Raw genomic sequence first — 22,711 nt, 5'->3', positions numbered from 1 at the left:
TGGCAAACCGCTCCGGCGGATCAGAGGCTCAGCTTGTCGCGCATGAAGGCCAGCGCCACGCTCAGACCGTCGGGCGCGATGCCGTGGCCTGTGCCCTTCATGATATGGGCAAAGACGTCCTGAAATCCGGCCTCCCCCAGAGCTTCAGCTGCCTCTGGCAGAGATTGCGGCGGCACCACGTCATCGGCGTCGCCATGCACCAGCAATACCGGCATCTTCGAGACAACTTCGTCCTTCAGCGTTTCGGGCGACAGCAGCCGGCCGGAGAAGGCAACGATTCCAGCCACCGCATCTTCGCGACGCGGGGCCACATGCAGGCTCATCATGGTGCCCTGGGAGAATCCAAACAGCACCACCTGTTCCGGCAGCACATCCTCATCCACCATCAGCGCATCCAGAAAGGCATTCAGATCTTCGATGGAGGCCATCATGCCGCGCATCGATTCCTCTTCGGAGGAGCCGTCGATCCAAGGGATCGGGAACCACTGGAAACCAAAGGGCGTGCCTGCGCAGCGCTCCGGGGCGTCCGGGGCCACAAACAGCGTATCCGGCAGATGTTCCCCCAACGGGTCCGCCAGCCCCAGCAGATCGGCCCCATTGGCGCCATAGCCATGCAGAAACACCACCACAGATCGGGTCTGCCCCGACAGGGGCGCCTTGCGTTCAGCTGTCAATACTCGTGTCATCGGATCCCTTCCCTGTCCTTTGCCACCCGGTAATAGGCCCAGAGCACGCGCGCCGCAACCGACCGCCAGGGTGACCAGGCTTCAGCTATGCGGCGCATCTCGGCGGGTTTTGGCCGCTGCGGCAGATCGAGCAGGATCCGCGCCCCCTCTTGCAGGGCCAGATCACCATGGGCAAAGACATCCGCCCGACCAAGCGAAAACATCGCATAGATCTCTGCGGTCCATGTGCCAATACCGGACACTTGTGTCAGGATTTTGATCACCTCGGCATCGGGGAGCTGGCGCAGCGCGTCAAAATCAAGTCCCGCTGCCGCAAGAGCATGGGCATAGCGGATCTTCTGACGGCTGAGGCCAACCGCGCGCAGGTCGTCCTCGCTGGCGGCGGAAACAGCAGGCGCAGTGTCCAACCCGGCTCCGACCATCCGGCCCCAGATCGCATTGGCGGAGGCAACGCTCACCTGCTGGCTGACAATCGCGCTGAGCAGTTCGGCAAAACCCTCCGGTTTGCGGCGCAGCGGCAGGGGGCCGCAGAGGTCGATCGCGCGGGCAAAGCGCGGGTCGCTTGCGGCCAGCCATTGGGCGCCCTCACGCACACAGGCATCGCTGGTGATGATCCGCCCGATTGCGGCCGACCGGGCGTCACCCCCAAACTGACCGACCGGAGTTTGCGATCCTGTCATTTTACCGCTCCTTTGCGTCTTTTTCGCGCGCATAGCGCACCGATGCAGCATCAATCTTGCCCTGTCGGATTTTCGGGGATACGCATCTGCCATGACAGACAGCCTCCCCCTCCCCGACGACCGCATCGCCAAGCGCAATGTTGTCATTCTCGTGCTCGCGCAGGCCTTTCTGGGTGCGCAGATGCCGATGATCTTCACCATTGGTGGTCTCGCAGGTCAATCGCTTGCCAGCAATGCCTGTTTCGCAACGCTGCCGATTTCGCTGATTGTGGCCGGTTCCATGCTGGCGGCAACGCCGATTTCGGCGATCATGCAGCGCTACGGACGCAAGGCGGGTTTTTTTGTTGGCGCCGCTGGTGGCACATTGGGTGGGGTCATCGGGGCTTATGGGCTCTACCTCGGCTCGTTTCCGATCTTTCTCCTCGGCAGTTTCCTCACCGGCATCTACATGAGTGCACAGGGATTTTACCGTTTTGCCGCCACCGATACCGCCTCTGATGCGTTCCGGCCCAAGGCAATTTCCTATGTGATGGCTGGCGGTCTGCTCTCCGCGATCATCGGCCCGCAAATCGTGAAGGCGACAAGCCAGGCCTTTGTGATCCCTTTCCTTGGCACCTATATGGCCGTGGTCGCCGTCAATGTGCTGGGCGCAGTCCTGTTCCTGTTCCTGAAGATCCCGAAACCGCCGGTGCCTAGCGAAGATGCGCCCCGGGGGCGCAGCCGGATGGAGCTGTTGCGCAACCCCACCATCGCGGTTGCAGTGATCTGCGCCATGGTGTCCTACGCGCTGATGAACCTGGTGATGACCTCGACACCGCTGGCCGTTGTTGGCTGCGGCTTCAGCGAAGGCAGCGCGGCGGATGTCGTCACCGCCCATGTGCTGGCGATGTATGTACCGTCCTTCTTTACCGGGCATCTGATCGCGCGTTTCGGTGTCGAAAAAATCGTCGGCGCGGGCCTTGTGATCCTGGGCGGAGCTGGCGCTGTTGCCCTGCAAGGCGTTGATCTGGAAAATTTCTTTGTCGCGCTGGTCCTGCTGGGTATCGGTTGGAACTTTGGCTTCATCGGCGCAACCACGATGCTGGCGGGTGCTCATGAAAGCTATGAACGCGGCCGGATGCAGGGGCTCAACGATCTGCTGGTCTTTGGCGGTGTCACCTTTGCCTCGCTGGCTTCGGGCGGGTTGATGAATTGCTCTGGTGGCAGTCCGGTCGAAGGCTGGACCGCAGTCAATATGGCGATGGCACCCTTCCTGGTGCTGGCGGGCGGCGCGCTGTTGTGGTTGGTGCTGAAACCGCGTCCTGTTCACGGTCACTGATCTCCGGCGAGCCGAGACCGCACGACATGAAAAGACGCCTGACGGGGAGCCGCAGGCGTCTTTCTTATCTGGTCCAATCCGGCGTCTGATGCCTTACCAGCGCCCGGTGGAAACCCGGTAGATCAGGCTGGCACGGCGGCGGAACTCACTGGTGCCCAGGGTCCCGTCGGCCACCCGCCGAGGCTCCGCCACCGCCTGTTGCAGGATCGCGCTGGCCTGCCAGCCCGGCAGCAGTGCGGGCAAGGCGGATTTTGCGATTGCAGCACGATTGGAGCGAGCGTCCTTCAGCGCTGCAAGACCGCTCTCCGCCAGCGCGCGCACCCCCTCCGGCGTGCCATCCAGCAGCGGGACGCGTTTCTCGGCAACCAGCTTCGGAATTGCCCGCAGCCAGTTGGCGACGCCCACGCCATAGGCGAAGCGGCGCACAAGCGTCTCATCCCGCGCGCCCAGTGTCGCCGCTGCCATCCACATGAGCGCGCCCGTCGTCTTGTCGATGTGATCCGCCAGCGCAGCCTCATCCTCGAAGGGGTCGCGGTAGATGTCCCAGCGCCGCGCCTCTGCCATGGCATCAATATGCACCGCAAGGTCAGGCCGCAGCACCGCCCCCAGTGGCGTTGCGACGTAATGCCGTCGCACCGGGCCACCGGCCGCAATCTCTGTCCCGACATCGCGCCACCACTGCACGCGCATCTCGGCAATCATCGACTCCGCCGAGGCCCAGGGCGCCCGCGCCAGTTCAAGGTTGAAGGCGTAGAGCGTAAACAGCGCCGCCCGCGCTTCAACCGGCGCAGCCATCACCGTGGCAAAGCGATCCGGGTCGCCCTTCTGCACCAGATCGGCGCAGGCGGTCACATCATCGTCAAATGCAAGCATCAAGCCGCGCCGCCCGCCCTGTCGGTGTCCCGCAGCAGCTTCCAGCGGATCGCATCCAGCAGCGCTTCAAAGGAGGCGTCGATTATGTTGGCACTGACGCCGACCGTCGACCAGCGCCGCCCCTTGCTGTCTTCGCTGTCGATAATGACCCGCGTGACAGCCTCGGTGCCGCCCTGGGTGATCCGCACCTTGAAATCGACCAGCCGCATGTCATCCAGCGCCTTGGAATACTGGCCGAGATCCTTGGTCAGCGCTTTTGCCAGCGCGTTGACCGGCCCGCGGTCGCTGCCGGTCTCATCGAGGGATTCACTGACCGACAACAGCTTCTGGCCGTCCACTTTCACAACAACAACCGCCTCGGAGAGCGACACCATGCGGTTGTATTTGTTCTTGCGCCGCTCGACCGTCACCTTGTAGCGCTTCACCTCAAAGAAACTGGGCAATTGCCCCAGTTCCTCGCGCGCCAGGATCTCAAACGAGGCCTGCGCGGTATCATAGGAGTAGCCCTCGGCCTCACGGGTTTTGATCCGCTCCAGAATACGCGCGAGGGCCGGGTTGCCGGTCTCGACGCTCAGGCCTGCCTCGGACAGGCGCCGGCGCAGGTTCGACTGACCTGCCTGATTGGACATCGGGATGATGCGCGTATTGCCGACCAGCGCCGGGTCGATATGCTCATAGGTGCTTGGATCTTTCAGGATCGCGCTGGCATGCAGCCCCGCCTTATGCGCAAAGGCCGACGCCCCGACATAGGCGGCCTGTTTCGTCGGCACCCGGTTCAGGATCTCGTCCAGCATCCGGCTGAGCGCCGTCAGAGTGCTCAGCGCCTCCCGGCTGACACCGATGTCATAGCGATCGGCATAGGGCTGCTTCAACAACAGCGTCGGGATCAGCGTTGTCAGATTGGCATTGCCGCAGCGCTCCCCCAGACCGTTGAGTGTGCCCTGAATCTGCCGCGCCCCGGCGTCGACTGCCGCCAGCGAACAGGCCACCGCATTTTCGGTGTCATTATGGGTGTGGATCCCCAGACGCTCCCCCGGCAACCCTGCCGCGATCACCTCCTTGACGATGCGGCCCACATCCGCCGGAAGGGTGCCGCCGTTGGTGTCACAGAGCACAACCCAACGCGCGCCGGCCTCAAGCGCTGTGCGACAGGCCGCAAGCGCATAGTCCGGATTGTCCCGGTATCCGTCAAAGAAATGTTCGGCATCAAACAGCGCCTCGCGCCCCTCGGCCACCAGATGGGCGACGGAGGCGCGGATATTGTCGAGGTTTTCCTCAAGATCGATCCCCAGCGCATGGGTCACGTGGTAATCATGGCTCTTGCCGACCAGACAGACCGCAGCGGTGTCGGCGTTCAGCACCGCCGCCAGCACATCATCATTTGCCGCCGAACGCCCGGACCGTTTGGTCATGCCAAAAGCGGTCATGGTGGCCCGCGTTCCGGGGGCGGTTTCAAAGAAGCCGCTGTCCGTCGGATTGGCCCCCGGCCAGCCGCCTTCGATGTAATCCACCCCAAGCCCATCCAGTGCGGTTGCGATCCGAACTTTCTCAGCGGTGGAAAACTGCACGCCCTGCGTCTGCTGCCCATCGCGCAGCGTGGTGTCATAAAGGTAAAGACGGTCTTTGGTCATGGCTGGCCTCATGGCTTGGCAAAGTATGGTCGTTGCCCCGTCATGAGGGCCTCTGCTGTCTGTTGGATCTGGCGCAGGCGGGCCCGGCGCCCACCTGCGAGGATCCGTATCGGGGGCTAGATCGCGCCGAGTTTTTCGGGGTCGAAATCCGGCCCCGGCACCAGCTGGACCCCCTCCTTGGACATCCGCACCTCGACGCCTGCGGTAAGATAGGCGGTCTTCAACCGGTCGACCTCGGCGAAATCCTTGGTTTTCATTGCGATCTCTCGCGCCTCGAAAAGCGCTTTTTCATAGGCGCTTAAATCAATATCTTCACCTGCCGCCCAGGCCCCCATCTCATCACTCAGCAAGCCCATCAGTTTGGCCGATGCAAGTAGATCCGCCGCGGCACCAGCCGAGGCCAGCCTGTGCAACTCCGCAAGTGCACCTGCTGTATTCAGATCGTCCGACAGCGCCTCCAGAACCGCGGCAGCAGCGGTGGGTGCGGGCTCGATGCCCGCGGTCAGCGCCCGCCATTTGCGCAGCGTTGCCTCCGCTTCCTTTGCCTTCTTGTCGGTCCAATCCATCGGTTTTCGATAATGGGTTTGCAGGAATACAAGGCGGATCACCTCGCCCGGATAGCCCTGATCCAACAGGTCGCGCACGGTGAAGAAGTTGCCCAGTGATTTGGACATCTTCTTGCCCTCGACCTGCAACATCTCATTGTGCAGCCAGATTCTTGCAAAATCGCCCTCGGGATGGGCGCAGCAGCTTTGCGCAATTTCATTCTCATGATGCGGGAACATCAGATCATTGCCGCCACCGTGAATGTCGAAACTCGCGCCAAACAGCTCGTGGCTCATGGCGGAGCATTCGATATGCCAACCCGGGCGGCCCCGCCCCCAGGGGCTGTCCCAGCCCGGCAACTCATCGGTGGAGGGCTTCCACAGTACGAAATCCATCGGATCGCGCTTGTTATCCGCCACTTCAACCCGGGCGCCCGCGATCATGTCATCCACTGAGCGACCGGAGAGCGCGCCGTAATCCTTGTAGCTCTTGACCGAGAACAACACATGGCCTGCCCCGTCGGCATAGGCATGGCCCTTGGCAATCAGCGCTTCGATCATGTCAATCATCTGCGGGATATAGGCGGTTGCCCGCGGCATGTGATCCGGTTCAAGCGCCCCGAGTTCAGCCATATCCGCCAGATACCAGCTGATGGTTTCCTCGGTCCGCTGCTGCACCAGCTCTTCCAGCGTACCCGGCGCACCTGCTTCCTTGCGGGCCAGCGCGGTTGCGTTGATCTTGTCGTCCACATCAGTGAAGTTGCGCGCGTAACTCACGTGGTTTGCACCATAGACATGACGCAACAGACGATAGAGCACATCGAACACCACCACCGGGCGCGCATTGCCCAGGTGGGCGCGGTCATAGACTGTCGGCCCGCAGAGATAGAGGCGTATATCGTCGGGATTGATCGGGTTCAGCACCTCTTTGCCGCGGGTGCGTGTGTTGTGCAGCTTGATCGTCGTCATCACAAATCCTTCGTCTGACCGGAACGCAAGGGCGCCTCAGGCCAATCTCCCAACGGGTGCCGCAGATCAGCGGCGCGCAGCGCGGGCTTAGCAACTTGTTCAAAAGAAGGGAACGACAGAAACCAGCCCGCTGAGTTTTTCAGCAGGTAATGCAGCAGGTAATAATGTTGCACAGCCGGTTCATAGGATTTGCATAACACAAGGCAATAGCTCCGCCAAGCCTGCAAATCGACCAAAGGAGGACACCGCGGGTATGGGGGGATCCGGGCGGGGTATCTGCACATGAAAACGGCGCGCCCACCGAAATGGACGCGCCGCTATCATCCCCGAGGGGATAACATCAGAACTGGTAGGAGGCGCGCAGCGACACGGTGGTCGCATCGGCGCTGATGCCGGTGCTGCCCAGGTTGTCGAAGTCATGCTCCAGAACTTCACCGCCGACGGTCCATTGATCGGTGACACGATAGGCCACGCCAATGCCGTAGAATTCACCGGTTTCATCACCGACGGAGGTATCAACCTGCGCCACACCGCCGGTCACATAGGCCAGCACCGGGCCGAAATCATAGCCGGCCTTGACCTTGCCGCGCATCACCGAGTCCACAGTGGCAGCGCCGCCGCCCAGATCCACATCGGTGGCGTCATAGTCGATTTCCCCACCCAGCACGAAGCGGCCGAAGTCATAGTTGTAACCGGCATGAACACCGTAAGAGACGTCATCTCCCGACAGGCCATTGCTGGTGTCTGCGTCCAGCTGCCCAATTTGGCCACCGATATAGGCACCGGTCCAGTCACCACCGTCATTGGCAACCACAACGGGCGGTGCGGCAGGTGCTGGTGCCACGACGGGCTCTTCCAGATTGCCGGCAAAGGCCGGAGTGCTCAGTGCGGCGGCGATAGCGGCCATGGATACGATACGAGTCATCTCGACTTCTCCTTGTCTGTCTTTCGACATCTGTCTTTGCTTGGACGCGCTACTCTCGCGTCTGCCTCACCTAAAGAAGATTGCCGGCCGCTTTGTTCCAGCCCCCTGCTGATTTTTTGGAGATCTTGCGCGCCTATTGGCCCAAAATCAGGGCTCAGGGCAGGTTCCTGCCGATAGGATTGAGGCGCGGATCTGCCGACTGGCAAGACTGCGCCCGCCCAACCGCCAACGGGCCAATTGCCGCTCATGCCCGAAAAGGCGTCATCCTGATCGACAAGGGTGGATTTTGCCGCGCCGAACCTGACGAGATCAGGAACCGCCGCGGCGCGGAAACACGATGGGCGTGGTGCGGCGGGTGTCAGCCGCTAGAATTGAAATGACGCGCGGATCGACAGGATATCACGCGCTGGTGCCTGAAGCGCCGCGCCGTCATTGGCGTCCTGATGCAGGTATTCGCCGCTCAACCGCAGCGCCCGGTTGAGAGAATAGCTGACGCCAAGCCCGTAGACCGCGCCATTGTCGCTGTCTGTCGCTGTTTCGCGACGTGCCGATCCGATGGTGACATAGCCAAGTGTTTCGCCCATGTCATATCCGGCCCGCAGCTTGATCCGGTGTGTCTGATCCTCTGCCAGGCTGTCGCCTGCCCCACCGCTGCGATCAACCTCGACCTCTCCCCCCAGGATGACGCGGCCAAAGTCGTGATCATACCCCAGATGCAGACCGGGCGCGCTGGTGGTACCGCCGTCAGACGCGACACCGGTCACCCGAGCCATGGAGGCACCCAGAAAGAACCCGCTCCAATCGCCAGCGTCAACCGGCCCCGCCATGCCGATGCTTAGCACCAGACCAGCGGCTGCCCCACGCCACAGATGGCCAGAACCATCCGACCGGCGTGCCGGACCCGCTGACAGGCGGTTCTTCAACGTGGTGCGTAATATGGCCGGTATCATCGGCGCTGCCCTTTTCTGGCTGCGCGCTGCTTCAGCGCGCGTGACGACCCATCTGCGACCAGTATCCTCCAGAATGTTTAACACTCGGTTCAGTATGATCCTGTCCTGAGATTGCCCGAAATCACGCCTTTGGTGCAGATGAAAACCGCATCGCAATCTCATTGATTAATTAGATTTTTTCCAAACCCGCCCGCAGCTGCCAGCGGTCAGGAATTCCAGACCTGCGTGAAATTTCTGTCGCAAATTTCACATTGGTCGCAAATGGAACAGAATCGCCCCCCTTCTGTGCAACGATGTCCAGAGTGAAGCGGAGTGTCGACATGACAGGCATCCAGATGGAACCACAGTCAGGCGAGCGATGGATCATCAGCCTGATCGGCCGCACGATCGGGGCGGCTCGCGGGCGTGCGGCACGGGGGCGGCCACAGCGGATCTGAACCCATCAGATCCGACCCCAAAACCTGAGAGACCCCAATGACAGATCAATCGAACTCCCCTCGTGCGGCCCGTAGCGGCGGACGCGCTGCCCGTCGTGCCGCCCGTGCCGCGCCGCTTGCCGATCACCTGCGCCCGGTCCGCCCCGGACTGGAAGGCGGGCAGTACCGCCCCCTCAGCGATGCCGGCATCGAACGCATTCATCAGGCGGCCCTGGACGCGCTGGAACAGATCGGGCTGGCAGATGCACCACCAACCGGTGTGGCCTATCTGACTGCCGCAGGATGTATCCAGGGCGAGGACGGCCGCATCCGGTTTCCGCGCGCTCTGGTGGAAGATACCATTCGCAACGCCAATCGCAGCGTGACCCTCTATGGTCGCGACCCGAAGAACGACCTGCATCTCTCTGGCAACAAAGTACATTATGGCACTGCGGGTGCGGCGGTCCATCTGGTCGAGATCGACGGGCGAAACTACCGCGAATGCACCGTTCAGGATCTGCACGATGCCGCCCGTATCTGCGACAGGATGGACAATATCCACTTCCTGCAACGGCCCATGGTGGCGCGCGATATCACCGATAACCTCGAGATGGATCTGAACACCATCTACGCCTGCTGCTCCGGCACGACCAAACATGTGGGGACGTCGTTCTCGGATCCCGCCTTTGTTGCGCCGGCGATGGAGATGCTGCACATGATCGCGGGCGGAGAGGCGGCCTGGCGCGAACGGCCTTTTGTCTCCAATTCCAACTGCTTTGTTGTGCCGCCAATGAAATTCGCCACCGAAAGCTGTCAGGCGATGGAGGCCGTGATCCTTGCAGGTATGCCGGTTCTGCTGCTGTCTGCCGGACAGGCCGGCGCCACCGCGCCTGCGCCGATAGCCGGCGCCATTGTTCAGGCGGTTGCCGAATGCCTCGCCGGGCTGGTTTACGTCAACGCGGTAAAGCCCGGCGCGCCCGCGATTTTCGGAACCTGGCCCTTTGTCTCCGACCTGCGCACCGGCGCGATGTCCGGCGGCTCCGGCGAACAGGCACTGCTATCGGCGGGCTGTGCACAGATGCACGCCTTCTACGGGCTGCCCGGTGGCGCAGCAGCGGGTATTGCCGATGCCAAGATGCCGGATATGCAGGCCGGCTGGGAGCAGATGTGCTCCAACGTTCTGGCCGGATTGTCAGGACTGAACATGGTTTACGAGGCCGCCGGAATGCACGCCTCTCTGCTCGGCTTCTGCCTGGAGTCGCTGATCCTCGGGGATGATCTGATCGGGCAAGCCCTGCGCTGCGTCCGCGGCATCGAGGTTGACGAAGATTCGGTCAGCCTGGAGACAATCCGCGCCACCTGTATCGGCGGGCCGGGGCATTATCTGGGGTCGGACCAGACATTGGGACGTATGCAGACCGACTATATCTACCCGGCTCTGGCTGATCGCACATCGCCAAAGGAATGGGTGGAGATCGACAAACCTGATCTCGTGGCCAAGGCCATTGCGCGCAAGCTTGAGATCCTCGCGGAGCCATCGCAGGCACAGTTCGATCCGGTTCTGGACAAGGCGATACGTGAGCAGTTCAACATTCACCTTCCCCGCTAAGTCATTGAGATAATTGACGGGCAAAGGCCGATTTGCCCGTCACCCCATGCCTTGGATTACAGCGCCTTCAGACGCTGCCGCAGATACTCTAGCCAGCCGCGCAGCGTGGTGCTGCGGGCAAATTTCCGGGCGACGTAGCGCAGTTCCTTCTGTCGCAGTGCCTTGCTGACAGAGGCGCTGACCTGCCCGTCGTGCATGCGATTTGCAATGATGGTCCCCTGCACAATGACCGGGTCGCCGTAGGTGTCCCACAACCGTTTATACAGGTCGACATCCATCAGCCAGATCAGCTGTTCGTCAAACTCCAGCGCCGAAGCGCGGCGCATTGCGAGCACCGAGGGGCTTGAGACGGTATTCTTGCCAAAATGCAAACGCGTGCTCAGACGGGGCACCATCGGGCGCAGGATGCTGCTGCCATCCCGCGTCACACCAGAGCCGCAAAGACACCAGTCAGCGCCCTGCCCCATTGCATCATGAATATGGGACAATCCATTGGGATCAATAATCAAATCATCCTGAAACAACACTTTGATCACCTCACCCGTGGCATGGGCCATAGCGTTGTTCACATTGGCGGAGGCCTGCCGCAACCCCTCGCGGTTCCACAGATGCGTGATCGACAGACGATCCTCGTAGGATCGACAAACATCCTCTACCGCGGTGTCTTCGGATTGATCGGAGACGACGATATCAAAGTCGGTAAAACTCTGATTGCAAAGGTGCTCAAATGAGTCCTGAAGGTAGCGCGCACCGTCGCCGCCCATTGCGTAGGCCGGAATGCAGAGGGTGATGGCGGGCATGTCAGGCTCCTTGGCCGGGGATTTTGCCCTGCCTAGCAAAGCCAGATCACAAGTCCAAGCCGCGGCAGCGCCTAGACGCCCAGATAGCGGTCTTTCAAGTCGGGCGTCAGCGCGGCCATGCCGCCGGTCCAGACCGTCACCCCCTTGTTCAGGATCACCGCGCGATCCGCCACGGCCGCCAGTTCGCGCAGGGTCTTGTCCACCACCAGGATTGCAAGGCCGCTATCGCGTTTCAGTCGGGCAATGGCCGCCCAGATCTCCTGACGGACCACCGGGGCCAGACCTTCGGTTGCCTCATCCAGTATCAATAGTCTTGGGTTGATCATCAGCGCGCGTCCGATGGCCAGCATCTGCTGCTCTCCGCCCGACAGGGAGGAAGCCGTCTGATCGCGACGCTCCGCCAAACGGGGGAAAAGATCCGCAACCATGGAAAAATCCCATGGGCCCGGACGCGCCGCGGCGGTCAGGTTCTCCTCCACTGTCAGCGGTGCAAAGCATCGCCGCCCCTCCGGCACCAGACCAACGCCGAGCCTAGCAATTTTGTGCGACGGCAGTTTGCGCAGGTTCTGTCCGGCGAAGGACAGCGTCCCGTCGCTTGCGGGCAACATTCCACAGATGGTCTTGATCGTGGTTGATTTGCCCATCCCATTGCGCCCCATCAGCGCGACAACCTCACCTTCGCCGATCTCCAGATCGACCCCAAACAAGGCCTGAGACGGACCATAAGAGGCCGTGACGTTCTTAAGCGATAACAGCGTCATACCGCCTCCTCCTCACCCAGATATGCGCGGCGGACTTCGGGGTGGTTGCGGATCTCATCGGTGGTGCCGGTTGCGATCACCTCGCCGTAGACCAGGACGCTGATCCGATCAGCAAGCGCAAAAACCGCATCCATATCGTGTTCCACCAACAGGATTGGCGCCTCCTGTCGCAGCTGGTCGAGAAACCCGGTAAGCGCCTGTGATCCGCCAGCCCCAAGCCCGGCCATGGGTTCATCCATCAAAAACAGCTTAGGCGCCATAGTGAGCGCAACGGCCACCTCCAGCTGGCGGCGCTGCCCATGAGAGAGATCTGCCGTGCGCCGCGCCGCCTCATTGCTCAGTCCGACACGGTCCAATGCGTGCTCTGCCTGTGCCACCAGCGCCTTGTCCTTCATGACATTGCCCAGGAACCGGAACACGCCGCCGCGCGCGCCCAATGCGCCAAGCACCGCGTTTTGCAGCACCGTGAACTCCATCGCGAGGGCCGAAATCTGAAAGGTCCGGCCCAGCCCCATCCGCGCCCGCGCCACGCGATCCAGTTCGTCAACCGGCTGGCCTAGCAGGGTGATTGATCCGCTATCCGGTCGAAGTTCACCGGATATCTGTTTGATAAGTGTGGATTTCCCTGCTCCATTTGGACCGATCAGCGCATGAATTTCCCCCGCCCGAAGATCAAGCGATATGTTCTTGCTCGCCTGCAATGCGCCGAAGGATTTGCTGAGATTGCTGACCTTCAGAACCTGCTCTGACCTCTGCACCTCAGTCATGGGCGACCTCCCGTCCGCTGATTGCGCCGATCACGCCGCCGCGGGCATATAGCACGATGATGAGCAACAGACCGCCAAGGTAGATCTGCCAATAATCGCTGATCCCGCCGAGGAAGTGTTCAAGCAGGATGAACAGCGCCGCGCCGATGACCGGACCAAACAGGCGGCCAACCCCGCCGATGATGACAAAGATCATGATCTCGCCGCTGGTGTGCCAGCTGAGCATGGTCGGGCTGACAAAGCGGTTCAGATCCGCAAATAGCGCCCCCGCCAGACCGGTGATCGCGCCAGAGATGACAAAAGCCGTCAGCCGCAGTTTGTAGGGCGTAATCCCGACCGTCTCCACCCGCGCCTCGCATTGCCGCGCAGCTGCCAGCGCCAGACCAAAAGGCGCCCGCGCCAGACGCGACGCAAACCACAGCGCAGCACATAAGATCACATAGCAGACCAGAAAGAACTGCAAGGGAACCAATGTGTTGAGGCCGGGGAATTCATTGCGCACCCAGATCGACAGACCATCCTCGCCACCATAGGCGGTCCAGCTGATGGCGAAGTAATACAGCATCTGACCAAAGGCCAAGGTGATCATAATGAAATAGACACCCGATGTGCGCAGGCTAAGCGCACCAATGACCAATGCAGCAAAGGCACTGACAAGAACCGCGACCAGCCAAATGACCGGCATCTGGTTGGTGCCTTCTATCAGCATCGGCCACTGTGCCAGCGGCTCGTAGTTCTGCGCATGGGCGGCAAGGATCCCCATCGCATAGCCGCCAATTCCAAAGAACGCCGCGTGGCCCAGGCTGACCAGCCCGCCGATGCCAAGTGCGATGTTCAACCCGACGCCTGCCAGCGCCAGGATTGCCACCTTGGTGGCGAGCGTGATCACAAAGGGGTCGCCGGCGAAATGCGCCCAGAGCGGAATTCCCAACAGCAGCAGGATCACCGCCGCGTTCAACAGTTTTTCGTGCGCCATCAATGCTGTCCCCCATATAGACCGGATGGGCGCACCAACAGGATTGCGGCCATCAGGATGTAGATCAGCATCGACGCAAGCGATGCTCCGAAGGATGTCGCGCTTGCAGGTTCCATGAAAAGGCCAAAGAACTGCGGCAGGAACACCCCGCCAAGTGTATCCGTCAGCCCGACGAGAAGCGCGCCGACCAGCGCCCCCTTGATCGAGCCGATGCCGCCAATGACAATCACCACAAAGGCCAGGATCAGCACGGGCTCTCCCATGCCGACCTGGACCGACTGGATGGCCCCGACCAATGCGCCGGCGAGGCCCGCAAGCGCCGCCCCGAGCGCGAAGACCAGCGTGTAGAGCTTTGAAATATCTACACCAAGTGCGGCGATCATCTCGCGATCATTCTCACCTGCACGGATCTGAATGCCGATGCGCGTGCGCGCGATCAGCCAGAACAGACCAGCCGCCACCACCAGCCCGATCAGAATGATCGTCAGCCGGTAGAGTGGATATTGAATACCGCCCGGCAGGGTGACGGGCCCCGACAGGTAGCTTGGCACATCGAGGAACAGTGGAAAGGAGCCAAAGACCCAGCGTGTGCCTTCGGAAAATATGAGGATCAGCGCAAAGGTCGCCAGCACCTGATCCAGATGATCCCGATCATAAAGCTTGCGGATCACCAGAAGTTCGACCAGCGCGCCGGCGGCTGCGGCGGCAGCGAGACTGGCCACCAGCGCAAGCACAAAGGAACCGGTCCAGCCCGCGACAATGGCAGCGGCAAAGGCGCCAACCATATAAAGCGCACCATGCGCCAGATTGATCAGCCCCATGACGCCGAAGACCAGCGTCAGGCCAGCCGCCATGAGGAAGAGCATCACCCCGAACTGCAATCCGTTCAGGATCTGCTCTAATATTAGAATGAGGGACATGTGACAGTTCCACCAAGGCAGAGGCAGCGTGCCTCCGCAACAACTGGGTTTGTGATATGCGGGCCGGTGTCCTCCACTGGCCCGCATCACTCAGATGGTTTTACATCTTGCAGTCTGCCGCATAGGCGTCGGCGTGATTTTCCAGACCTGTTGCGATGATCTTGTTGGTGTAGACATCGCCTTCCTGAATGACTTCACGAACATAAATGTTCTGGATCGGGTGATGGTTGTCGCCGAATTTGAAATCTCCCCGGACGGAGTCGAACTCTGCCGCCTTCAGCGCGGCGCGGAAGGCGTCTTTGTCATCGACACTTGCCTTGTCCAGCGCGCTCAGGATGAGGTTGGCAGTGTCATAGCCCTGGCTTGCATAGAGCGACGGCAGACGCTCGTATTTCTGCTGAAAGGCCGCAACAAAGGCCGTGTTGGCCGGGTTGTCGAGATCCTTGTTCCACTGCGAGGTGTTCTTGATCCCAAGCGCGGCGCCGCCGACTGCCTGCAGGATCCCCTGATCAAAGCTGAAGGCCGGACCTACAACGGGCAGATCGACACCGCTGTCGGCGTATTGCTTGAGGAATGAAATCCCCATGCCACCGGGCAGGAAGAAATAGACGCTGTCGGCACCGGATGCGCGGATCTGGGCAATCTCTGCGGCATAGTCGGTCTGGCCAAGCTTGGTGTAGGTCTCGCCCGCCAATTCGCCTTTATACATGCGCTTGTAGCCGGTCAGCGCGTCCTGACCTGCGGGGTAATTCGGGGCGAGGATGTAGCTGTTTTTCAGGCCCGCGTCATTGGCATAGGCACCTGCTGCCTCGTGCAGGTTGTCATTCTGCCAGGCGACGTTGAAATAATTCTCATGGCAGCGCTTGCCCGCCAACGCGGAGGGGCCTGCATTGGGCGACAGGTAGAACACGCCCTGAGCCGTCGCCGCGGGCACCACTGCCATTGCGAGGTTGGACCAGATGATCCCGGTCATGATGTCAACCTTTTCGGACTGGATCATGCGGTCGGCTATCTGTACGGCGCTTTCTGGTTTGCGCTGATCATCCTCGATGACCACCTCGATGTCGTCGCGGCCGGCCTGTTCCATTGCCAGCATGAAGCCGTCGCGCACGTCGACACCCAGTCCTGCACCACCGCCGGATAGCGTTGTGATCATGCCAATCTTTGTCTCGGCGCCGGCGGCCAAGGCCAGCGTCGAAACCGCTGCGGCAAGCGCCATGGTCTTAAGTGTCGTCATTGGTCCATCTCCCTGATCTATCTGAGCAATGAAGGTCACTTCTGTGGTGACTCTTCGCTGCTTACTCTTTCCGATTGGACCGCGCGGCGCCAGCATTTTGCGGGGATGTATGGAATTGTCACGATGACAGCGGTCAGCATATGGCTGCCGTCCAGTTCCCTCACACCCATCGGGCTGCGCTCCGTCCATCGGCCGTTGCACCGGCCGCTTTGGCAAGCCTAGGCCGAAGTGGATATTTATTTCAAGATTAAAATATCTAACCTTAAAACTTATCGAAGCTGACGCGCCTCCTGACGAGACACGTCCATGCAAGCGAGGCATTCGCTCCGCCCTTGGGGAGAAGGCCTGTGGTCAACGCAGGCGCCCCGCCCCCGCATTGCCATGAAAACAGGCTGTTGAACCGCCCGATAAGAACGGCTGAATACAACCCTGTCAGGCAATTCACTCAACCGGCCTTTCGTCTCCGCTCGTTTGGTAAGGCATTATATTCAGCGGTGGAATCCATTGCACCTAGATCCGCAAGCAGAGCAGCCACCATGACGATTGACGCCAGGTATCAGAAGATGTGGAGCCATCATTTGCAGCGACATTGCGGGATTAACGCCCCTTGCGGTGCAAGTGTCAGCCGGAGCTGAGCTGACGCAGTTGCTTTGGCGCGGGTTCTGGGGCGGTGCAGCTGTTGCGCTGCCGTTCCAACCCGTCTGTATAGCGCTTCACCAGTTCGATCTGGAAGCGAATCTCATGGACACGATCCGCAAGCTGCCGGCTGAGCGAGCCGATTGCGGTTTCGGCATCGACCAGACCCGCCTCGGTCGCCGAAAGGACATTCAGCAATGGCAGCGCAAGATCGGTGAGCACCTGTGCGCTCACCTCACGCGTCAGATCTTCAAGCCCGGCACCAAAGCCCACGTCGGGGCGGAACGCATAGCCAATACCGCCAAGGCTGATCCGGAACCTGATAATAATGGACTGGCTGCCGTCATCGTCGACCGTTGTCAGGATATGCGCCCCGGCAAGGACGAGCCCCGGAACTTCAAGTATCAGCGAGGGCAGCGAAATAACCTGTGTCTCGCCCGACAGCATCTTAACGCAGTCGTTCAACCCCTCGGCGATGGAGTCGCAAAACACCTCCTCCAGCGCCAGTGATTTGACGAAGGATGTGCGATTGCGGAATGTCGGGCTGACCACCTCGCAAGAGCGGACAAAGGGCAGCTGCCCCTTCTGAGCCATAAGGTTCACGATGAACCTGCGCTGATCCTCTCCAGCATCCATATTGTCAGTCATGGCAACAACGTTCATTACACCCAACCTGTATAACTGGAGATGTCTTTAATATGTAGTTAGGAGTAGTTTACAAACCGTTTAAGCAGCGTAGTTTGGAGTAACATTCCACGTCAAGCTTTATACAACCATTAATTGCATTATGTTGCCTCCTCGATTGCTCATCCGTGACGGTAGACACATCGTCCGGTCAAAACCTCAGTCCGATCGGGATTTGCCATGGACCTGACATCGATCTAGAGGATAAGAGGTTTACATATGGTAGACGATAGGCACGCATATGACAACGCAAACGAAGAATGACCTGACAATCATCGGAATCGGGTCGTCCGCTGGTGGACTGGAAGCCATCCGAGAGCTTGTCGCGACTCTCCCGGTGGATGCGCCTGCCGCCTATGTTGTTGTGCAACACATGTCACCACACCACAAAAGCCTGATGACCGAGCTGGTCGCGCGGCAGACCCAGCTGAAAGTTGGCACCATCGAAAACGGCACCGTGCCGGAAGCGAATGTCGTGTATATCACGCCGCCCAAAAGCGATGTCATCTTCTCCGAAGGCCGTCTGCATCTCTTGCAGGATCCGAATGCCGAACCCGGCACCCCGCGCCCCTCGGTCGACCGCTTTCTGGTCAGCCTGGCGGAGCAGAACGGCGACAACTCTATGGCGATCATCCTGTCCGGCACCGGCAGCGATGGGGCCTATGGTGTGCAGGCCATCCGCGAGGCTGGCGGCATCACCATTGCACAGGACGCCGAAAGCGCGAAATACGACGGCATGCCGGTAGCAGCGGTGCAGACCGGCTGCGTTGATCTGGTGCTGCGGCCGCAGGATATTGGCACCAATCTACAGAAGATCCTTTCCTCACCGCGTGACTTTTCCTCGTTTCGCCACGAAAACAGTCTGAGGGATTCACCGGTTTCGGATCTGTTGCAGATCCTTCTTGCGCGCACCCGTGTCGATTTCCGCGACTACAAGCAGACAACAATCAGCCGTCGTATCGAGCGGCGGATGATCGCCCTGGGGATCGAAACCCAGGAGGAATACACGCAGTTCTGCCGCAACAACCCCCATGCGGTGGATGCGCTGTTCAAGGATCTCCTGATCTCCGTCACCCGGTTCTTTCGTGATCGCGAGGAATTCGAGCTTCTGAAGACTCTGCTGCCGCAGTTGATCAAGGATCGCGGCCCCGGCCCCCTGCGGATCTGGGTTGCGGGTTGCGCCACCGGCGAGGAAGCCTATTCCATCGCCATGGTCGTGTCAGAGGCGCTCGGCAATCCGACCAACCAGCTGAAGTCACGGGTCCAGATCTTTGCCACGGATATCGACAAGGACGCGCTGAAGACGGCCCGTAAGGGAGTCTATAGCCTCGCCGCACTCAACGACATCCCCTCGGAGCTGGCTGACAAATACCTTATCCGGCAGACCGATGGTGTCCGGGTGGTCGATAATCTGCGCAATGCGGTTCTGTTTTCGGACCACAACGTCTGCCAGGACCCGCCATTTCAGAAGGTGGACCTGATCTGCTGTCGGAACCTACTGATCTATTTTGGCAATCCGCTTCAGCAAAAGGTCATGTCGCGCTTCCACTACGCTATGTCACCGCATGGTCTGCTGTTCCTCGGCACCGCAGAAAGCGTCGCCGGATCGGATGAGCTTTTTGTGCAGGACCGCTCAGCCAGTCATGTCTATCGCAAACGCTCCCTGCGTGCCCATCAGTCGCAGCAGCCCTATAACATGCCGTCGATCCCGATGATGGTGCAGCGTCCAACCATCAAGCCGCCATCGCAGCAGGCGCCATCAACCGATCGCCAGCTGTTCGAGGCGCTGGCGCAGTCGCTGGGCAAGAATTCCCTGCTGGTGACCGAAGATTTCTCCATCGCGCGTGTCTATGGCTCGGTCAGCCAGTTCATTGAGGTGAACGAGACCAGTTCACTGCGGATGCACCTTGATCTGCTGCGCAGCCCGCTGCGCGAAGAAGCCCGCAGCCTGATCACCATCGCGTTGAAGAACGGCTCCCATAAGGGCGGTGTCCGCCACCTTCTTGCCGAGACTGACGATGAGGAAATCCGGCTCGACGTCTACCCGATCGTGGCCAAGGAGATCAGCGAACGTGCGGCGCTGGTGGTGTTCACCCCGGTGACCGTAGACCGGTCCAAGATCGATCAGGCTCCGTTCGTCGGCGAGGAAGGTGACGCGACATTTGAGCGGATCCGCAATCTGGAGAATGAGGTTGCAACCACCCGCGAAGCACTGCAGCAGACCATCGAGGAGCTTGAAACCTCGAATGAGGAGCTGCAATCGCTGAACGAAGAACTGCAATCCACCAATGAAGAGTTGCAGGCCACCAACGAAGAGTTGGAAACCTCCAACGAGGAGCTCCAGTCCACCAACGAGGAGCTGATCACCGTCAACGAGGAATTGCAGGTGACGGCGTCCGAGCTGAGCGGACGCACCGGCGAGCTGATTTCGGTGCTCGAAAGCACGCCCTTGGCGATCGTTGTGGCCGACAGTGCGCTTCAGATCACTCAGGCGACTTTGGCGGCGACCCGGATGTTCAACATCCGGCGGCCCATCTCCAGCCCGCACATCAGCCAATGCGCCCTGCCAGAAGGATTCCCGATCCTGGCACCGATCTGTAGCGAGGCGCTGCGCCTTGGCCAGACCGTCACCGAGGAGTTCACTTCGCGCGGCACCCGTATCCGGCTGACCTGCTCGCCCTACTTCGATGTCAACGGGCAGATCCTTGGCGTCACCATGGTGGTGTCGGAATTCCCCGGCATGGCGCATGAGATGGAGATGATCCTCGACAATTCGAAACTGCTGCTGCTGAACCGGACCCGCAGCGGTGAAATCCTGCGCATCAGTGAGGCCTATGCTGAGCTGCTGGGCCTCAGCCGTGACAAGGCATTGTCGAAAAATGTGTTTTCACTCATCAAAGACAATGACGCGGGCAAGGAGATGTTCGAGCAGGACGACGCGGTCCTAGACGAGCCCGAAGGCTTTGACAGTGAATTGCGTCAGGTGACACTGGCCGATGGCGGCGAAGAGCGCTGGATCAACATGGACCGGCATCGCTTCCCGCACCATATCACCGGAGAGCCGACGGTTTTCACCATCGGCACCGATGTCACCGAAACCGTCGAGGCCCGCCAGCGCGCCGAGGCGCTGCTGGCACAGGCCGAACTGGTACAGGAGATGGTCGGGATCGGTTTCTGGTCCATCGATTCCGGTTCTCAGGCCCCTTATTGGTCACCGAAGGTCTATGAGATCCACGGTGTGACGCCAGAGAACTATGTGCCGGATATCGACAGCGCGATTGCCTTCTTCCATCCCGATGATCGCGAGGACGTCAAACGCAATGTCGCCGAAGCCATCGAAAGCGGTGAAGGCTTCCGCTTTGTCAAACGCCTGATCCGCAAGGACGGCGTCGAGATCCGCGTCGAAAGCAAAGGCATGGCGATCCGCGATGACAACGGGGACGTCACCAAACTGGTCGGCATCTTTCGCGAGGTCGATGCCGACGCCAGCTGACGGCAGTTCATGACACTCCCGCAGAGCCAATCACCGGCTCTTGGCGTCGTGGCCACACCATCTGCGACGAAAAGATCAAAAGCCCGGAGCGCATCTTGCGGTCCGGGCTTTGTGTTATCCAAATCAACACCGGCTTTTCGTGAAGGATGCTGCGTATTCCTCAGCGGCGGTTGTGGGCCCGTTTTGACCGTTTCTGCGCTCCGTCCCAAAGCCCGTTATCCGGCAGAACCCTGTCGTTCATCAGGCAGCCGGTGTAAAGTCCATCGTCCAGTTGGTTTCCCATGTGGTTCCATCGTCGGTTGAAAACGCCTGCTCCCATCGCGGCACCGGCCCTTTTTTCCAAAGAAATCTGACTATTATAGGCTGCCCATTCAACACGTCATTCGCGCGAAATTCGCCGATATCTCCTGTAAATGCACCTTTTACCGGTGTATCAAGCATGTGGGGCGATCTACCGTCGAGCCACCAGATTGCCCACACCCCTGAACCAGGATCGAAGCTTCGCAACGCAATCGCGCGATAAGGCTGCCCAGGAAACCCGACAAAGTTGTCTTCAATATTTCCATTGCCTGCAAGAATTGGCTGAGTTTGCGAAAGGCCATCGAAAACCTCCCAATCATCGCAGCCGGTTAGCCGCTCCTTCAAGCGTCTGTGCTTTACAGTCCAAGACCCGAACATGAAGTCAAAATCATTCTCAACAGCGGTTGTCGCCGTGGGGTCGCGATCGGTGTGCATGGTGTCTCCCTTATCTTTCGTGACAAGAGTGCTTATGAACGACATAACATGACACTTCGTGTCATGTTTTTGAGAGAGCAGATGAAATCTTCGCGTTTACTGTCAATTTTGTTGCTTCTCCAAACCCGCGGCCTGATGACGGCACAGCAATTGGCCGATGAGTTTGAGGTCAGCTTGCGCACGATCCACAGGGACATCGATCAGCTGAGCTATGCAGGTGTCCCGGTTTTCGCCGAGCGGGGACGAGGCGGCGGGTATCGGTTGATGGATGGATACCAGACCCGTTTGACAGGCCTTGATGCGGATGAAGCACGCAGCCTGCTGCTGGCTGGGCTTGGTTCTGCATTGGATGATCTGGGTTTGCTGAAAGCTGCGAGCCAAACAGAGCTAAAAGTCATGGCTTCGCTCTCTGGTCCCGCGCGCGATCAGGCCATTGTTGTTTCCGAGCGGTTTTTGTTGGATCCGCAGGGTTGGTATCGAAAGAAGGACACTGCTCCATTTGTGTCGGAGGTTGCCTCTGCGGTGTGGAATGAACGGCGACTGTCGATAGAATACGAGAGCTGGAAAGGCGTCGTGGACCGCGTTGTATCGCCCCTGGCGATTGTCCTGAAAGCCGGTAGCTGGTATCTCGTTGCGCTCGTCGAAACCCCACGTGTCTACAAGATTGCAAATATCCGGAGCATCAAGGTTCTTGACGACACGTTCTCACGCCCGACGACTTTTGATGTCAGCGCCTTTTGGAACAGCTGGATCGCAGATTTCGAGCACCGGCTGAAGTCTCAATCCGTTGCACTTCATGTCAGTTCAACTGGTCTGCGCATGTTGAACGAAATGGGTTTTGCACCGCAGTCCCCTGTTCTGATCCCGAAACGAAAAGGATGGTTCTGCGTAAACGTACAAATGGAGGTTGGCGTAAAGGCCATCCGTGACGTTCTATCTCTGGGCGCTGAGGCCGAGGTCCATGGGCCAGCGGCATTTCGCGAAGAGGTGATCGCTGAGGCCCGCAAAGTTATCGATCTATACGTATCGTGATTTCGCCGAGGCCCACGTAGTGCAGATAGGGGGCACCCTATGCGACGGCACCGAACTCCCGCTTGGCC

At 60.0% G+C, this 22,711-nt stretch carries 19 protein-coding genes; 4 read left to right on the top strand and 15 right to left on the bottom strand.

What is annotated here, in order from left to right:
- Positions 1-20: 20 nt before the first annotated feature.
- On the bottom strand, positions 21-686 hold the full coding sequence (locus VWY60_RS07035) for an alpha/beta hydrolase (RefSeq protein WP_340545647.1): 666 nt from the start codon (positions 684-686) through the stop codon (positions 21-23).
- Complete coding sequence (locus VWY60_RS07030) at positions 683-1,366, bottom strand: DNA-3-methyladenine glycosylase family protein (RefSeq protein WP_340545648.1); 684 nt, start codon at positions 1,364-1,366, stop codon at positions 683-685. Before VWY60_RS07030 ends, VWY60_RS07035 begins: the two co-directional genes overlap by 4 nt.
- A 91-nt stretch (positions 1,367-1,457) precedes the next feature.
- On the opposite strand from VWY60_RS07030, the gene VWY60_RS07025 reads away from it, so the two are divergent.
- Positions 1,458-2,684 carry an MFS transporter gene (locus VWY60_RS07025; protein ID WP_416538780.1) on the top strand — a complete coding sequence of 409 codons (1,227 nt, stop codon included), beginning with the start codon at positions 1,458-1,460 and terminating at the stop codon, positions 2,682-2,684.
- A gap of 93 nt (positions 2,685-2,777) precedes the next feature.
- Here VWY60_RS07025 and VWY60_RS07020 read toward each other — a convergent pair whose 3' ends face one another.
- The 5 genes from VWY60_RS07020 to VWY60_RS07000 form a co-directional block, all read right to left on the bottom strand.
- The gene (locus VWY60_RS07020; RefSeq protein ID WP_340545650.1) at positions 2,778-3,557 is read right to left on the bottom strand and encodes a squalene/phytoene synthase family protein; all 780 of its coding nucleotides are present in this window, start codon (positions 3,555-3,557) and stop codon (positions 2,778-2,780) included.
- Positions 3,557-5,188 (bottom strand): citramalate synthase, encoded by a 1,632-nt coding sequence (gene cimA, locus VWY60_RS07015; RefSeq protein WP_416540146.1) that lies wholly within the window; start codon positions 5,186-5,188, stop codon positions 3,557-3,559. The genes VWY60_RS07020 and cimA overlap by 1 nt, the downstream gene beginning before the upstream one ends.
- Before the next feature lie 116 nt (positions 5,189-5,304).
- Entirely contained in the window at positions 5,305-6,702 is a 1,398-nt protein-coding gene (cysS, locus tag VWY60_RS07010; RefSeq protein WP_416540145.1) for a cysteine--tRNA ligase, read from the bottom strand.
- 340 nt (positions 6,703-7,042) lie between these two features.
- Entirely contained in the window at positions 7,043-7,627 is a 585-nt protein-coding gene (locus VWY60_RS07005) for an outer membrane protein (RefSeq protein ID WP_340545653.1), read from the bottom strand.
- Positions 7,628-7,992: 365 nt separating this feature from the next.
- Entirely contained in the window at positions 7,993-8,577 is a 585-nt protein-coding gene (locus VWY60_RS07000) for an outer membrane protein (RefSeq protein ID WP_416540144.1), read from the bottom strand.
- A 474-nt stretch (positions 8,578-9,051) separates the two neighbouring features.
- Between VWY60_RS07000 and VWY60_RS06995 the strand changes: the two genes are divergently transcribed.
- A complete protein-coding gene (locus VWY60_RS06995) occupies positions 9,052-10,602 on the top strand; it encodes a trimethylamine methyltransferase family protein (protein WP_416540143.1) in 1,551 nt (516 codons plus the stop codon).
- 56 nt (positions 10,603-10,658) lie between these two features.
- Here the strand turns inward: VWY60_RS06995 and VWY60_RS06990 are convergent, their stop codons facing one another.
- The 7 genes from VWY60_RS06990 to VWY60_RS06960 all read right to left on the bottom strand — a co-directional run bounded on the left by VWY60_RS06990 (position 10,659) and on the right by VWY60_RS06960 (position 17,362).
- On the bottom strand, positions 10,659-11,402 hold the full coding sequence (locus VWY60_RS06990) for a glycosyltransferase family 2 protein (protein WP_416540142.1): 744 nt from the start codon (positions 11,400-11,402) through the stop codon (positions 10,659-10,661).
- 71 nt (positions 11,403-11,473) lie between these two features.
- On the bottom strand, positions 11,474-12,163 hold the full coding sequence (locus VWY60_RS06985) for an ABC transporter ATP-binding protein (RefSeq protein WP_340545657.1): 690 nt from the start codon (positions 12,161-12,163) through the stop codon (positions 11,474-11,476).
- Positions 12,160-12,930, bottom strand: a complete 771-nt coding sequence (locus tag VWY60_RS06980) for an ABC transporter ATP-binding protein (protein ID WP_416540141.1) — start codon at positions 12,928-12,930, stop codon at positions 12,160-12,162. The genes VWY60_RS06985 and VWY60_RS06980 overlap by 4 nt, the downstream gene beginning before the upstream one ends.
- Positions 12,923-13,906, bottom strand: coding sequence for a branched-chain amino acid ABC transporter permease (locus VWY60_RS06975; RefSeq protein ID WP_416538786.1), 984 nt, complete (start codon positions 13,904-13,906; stop codon positions 12,923-12,925). The genes VWY60_RS06980 and VWY60_RS06975 overlap by 8 nt, the downstream gene beginning before the upstream one ends.
- Positions 13,906-14,826, bottom strand: a complete 921-nt coding sequence (locus VWY60_RS06970) for a branched-chain amino acid ABC transporter permease (protein WP_416540140.1) — start codon at positions 14,824-14,826, stop codon at positions 13,906-13,908. Before VWY60_RS06970 ends, VWY60_RS06975 begins: the two co-directional genes overlap by 1 nt.
- A gap of 100 nt (positions 14,827-14,926) precedes the next feature.
- Positions 14,927-16,063 carry an ABC transporter substrate-binding protein gene (locus tag VWY60_RS06965; protein ID WP_416534892.1) on the bottom strand — a complete coding sequence of 379 codons (1,137 nt, stop codon included), beginning with the start codon at positions 16,061-16,063 and terminating at the stop codon, positions 14,927-14,929.
- Positions 16,064-16,684: 621 nt separating this feature from the next.
- Positions 16,685-17,362 (bottom strand): hypothetical protein, encoded by a 678-nt coding sequence (locus tag VWY60_RS06960; protein ID WP_416540139.1) that lies wholly within the window; start codon positions 17,360-17,362, stop codon positions 16,685-16,687.
- 262 nt (positions 17,363-17,624) lie between these two features.
- On the opposite strand from VWY60_RS06960, the gene VWY60_RS06955 reads away from it, so the two are divergent.
- On the top strand, positions 17,625-20,876 hold the full coding sequence (locus tag VWY60_RS06955) for a chemotaxis protein CheB (RefSeq protein ID WP_416540138.1): 3,252 nt from the start codon (positions 17,625-17,627) through the stop codon (positions 20,874-20,876).
- Between the two features lie 240 nt (positions 20,877-21,116).
- Here VWY60_RS06955 and VWY60_RS06950 read toward each other — a convergent pair whose 3' ends face one another.
- Complete coding sequence (locus VWY60_RS06950) at positions 21,117-21,611, bottom strand: DUF1579 domain-containing protein (RefSeq protein WP_340545664.1); 495 nt, start codon at positions 21,609-21,611, stop codon at positions 21,117-21,119.
- A 48-nt stretch (positions 21,612-21,659) separates the two neighbouring features.
- On the opposite strand from VWY60_RS06950, the gene VWY60_RS06945 reads away from it, so the two are divergent.
- Entirely contained in the window at positions 21,660-22,643 is a 984-nt protein-coding gene (locus tag VWY60_RS06945; protein ID WP_416540137.1) for a helix-turn-helix transcriptional regulator, read from the top strand.
- The last annotated feature ends 68 nt before the right edge of the window (positions 22,644-22,711 follow it).

The sequence above is a fragment of the Phaeobacter sp. JH20_26 genome, assembly GCF_048056275.1.
In the GTDB taxonomy this organism is placed as follows: domain Bacteria; phylum Pseudomonadota; class Alphaproteobacteria; order Rhodobacterales; family Rhodobacteraceae; genus Phaeobacter; species Phaeobacter bryozoorum.
The sequence above is the reverse complement of the archived record's forward strand: the minus strand, read 5'-3'. Positions and strand labels throughout refer to the sequence as shown.

Excerpts from the sequence above, each read along its gene's own strand:
- VWY60_RS07035 (WP_340545647.1), bottom strand. The coding sequence starts at position 686 with ATGACACGAGTATTGACAGCTGAACGCAAGGCGCCCCTGTCGGGGCAG.
- VWY60_RS07030 (WP_340545648.1), bottom strand. The coding sequence starts at position 1,366 with ATGACAGGATCGCAAACTCCGGTCGGTCAGTTTGGGGGTGACGCCCGG.
- VWY60_RS07025 (WP_416538780.1), top strand. The coding sequence starts at position 1,458 with ATGACAGACAGCCTCCCCCTCCCCGACGACCGCATCGCCAAGCGCAAT.
- VWY60_RS07020 (WP_340545650.1), bottom strand. The coding sequence starts at position 3,557 with ATGCTTGCATTTGACGATGATGTGACCGCCTGCGCCGATCTGGTGCAG.
- cimA (WP_416540146.1), bottom strand. The coding sequence starts at position 5,188 with ATGACCAAAGACCGTCTTTACCTTTATGACACCACGCTGCGCGATGGG.
- cysS (WP_416540145.1), bottom strand. The coding sequence starts at position 6,702 with ATGACGACGATCAAGCTGCACAACACACGCACCCGCGGCAAAGAGGTG.
- VWY60_RS07005 (WP_340545653.1), bottom strand. The coding sequence starts at position 7,627 with ATGACTCGTATCGTATCCATGGCCGCTATCGCCGCCGCACTGAGCACT.
- VWY60_RS07000 (WP_416540144.1), bottom strand. The coding sequence starts at position 8,577 with ATGATACCGGCCATATTACGCACCACGTTGAAGAACCGCCTGTCAGCG.
- VWY60_RS06995 (WP_416540143.1), top strand. The coding sequence starts at position 9,052 with ATGACAGATCAATCGAACTCCCCTCGTGCGGCCCGTAGCGGCGGACGC.
- VWY60_RS06990 (WP_416540142.1), bottom strand. The coding sequence starts at position 11,402 with ATGCCCGCCATCACCCTCTGCATTCCGGCCTACGCAATGGGCGGCGAC.
- VWY60_RS06985 (WP_340545657.1), bottom strand. The coding sequence starts at position 12,163 with ATGACGCTGTTATCGCTTAAGAACGTCACGGCCTCTTATGGTCCGTCT.
- VWY60_RS06980 (WP_416540141.1), bottom strand. The coding sequence starts at position 12,930 with ATGACTGAGGTGCAGAGGTCAGAGCAGGTTCTGAAGGTCAGCAATCTC.
- VWY60_RS06975 (WP_416538786.1), bottom strand. The coding sequence starts at position 13,906 with ATGGCGCACGAAAAACTGTTGAACGCGGCGGTGATCCTGCTGCTGTTG.
- VWY60_RS06970 (WP_416540140.1), bottom strand. The coding sequence starts at position 14,826 with ATGTCCCTCATTCTAATATTAGAGCAGATCCTGAACGGATTGCAGTTC.
- VWY60_RS06965 (WP_416534892.1), bottom strand. The coding sequence starts at position 16,063 with ATGACGACACTTAAGACCATGGCGCTTGCCGCAGCGGTTTCGACGCTG.
- VWY60_RS06960 (WP_416540139.1), bottom strand. The coding sequence starts at position 17,362 with ATGAACGTTGTTGCCATGACTGACAATATGGATGCTGGAGAGGATCAG.
- VWY60_RS06955 (WP_416540138.1), top strand. The coding sequence starts at position 17,625 with ATGACAACGCAAACGAAGAATGACCTGACAATCATCGGAATCGGGTCG.
- VWY60_RS06950 (WP_340545664.1), bottom strand. The coding sequence starts at position 21,611 with ATGCACACCGATCGCGACCCCACGGCGACAACCGCTGTTGAGAATGAT.
- VWY60_RS06945 (WP_416540137.1), top strand. The coding sequence starts at position 21,660 with ATGACACTTCGTGTCATGTTTTTGAGAGAGCAGATGAAATCTTCGCGT.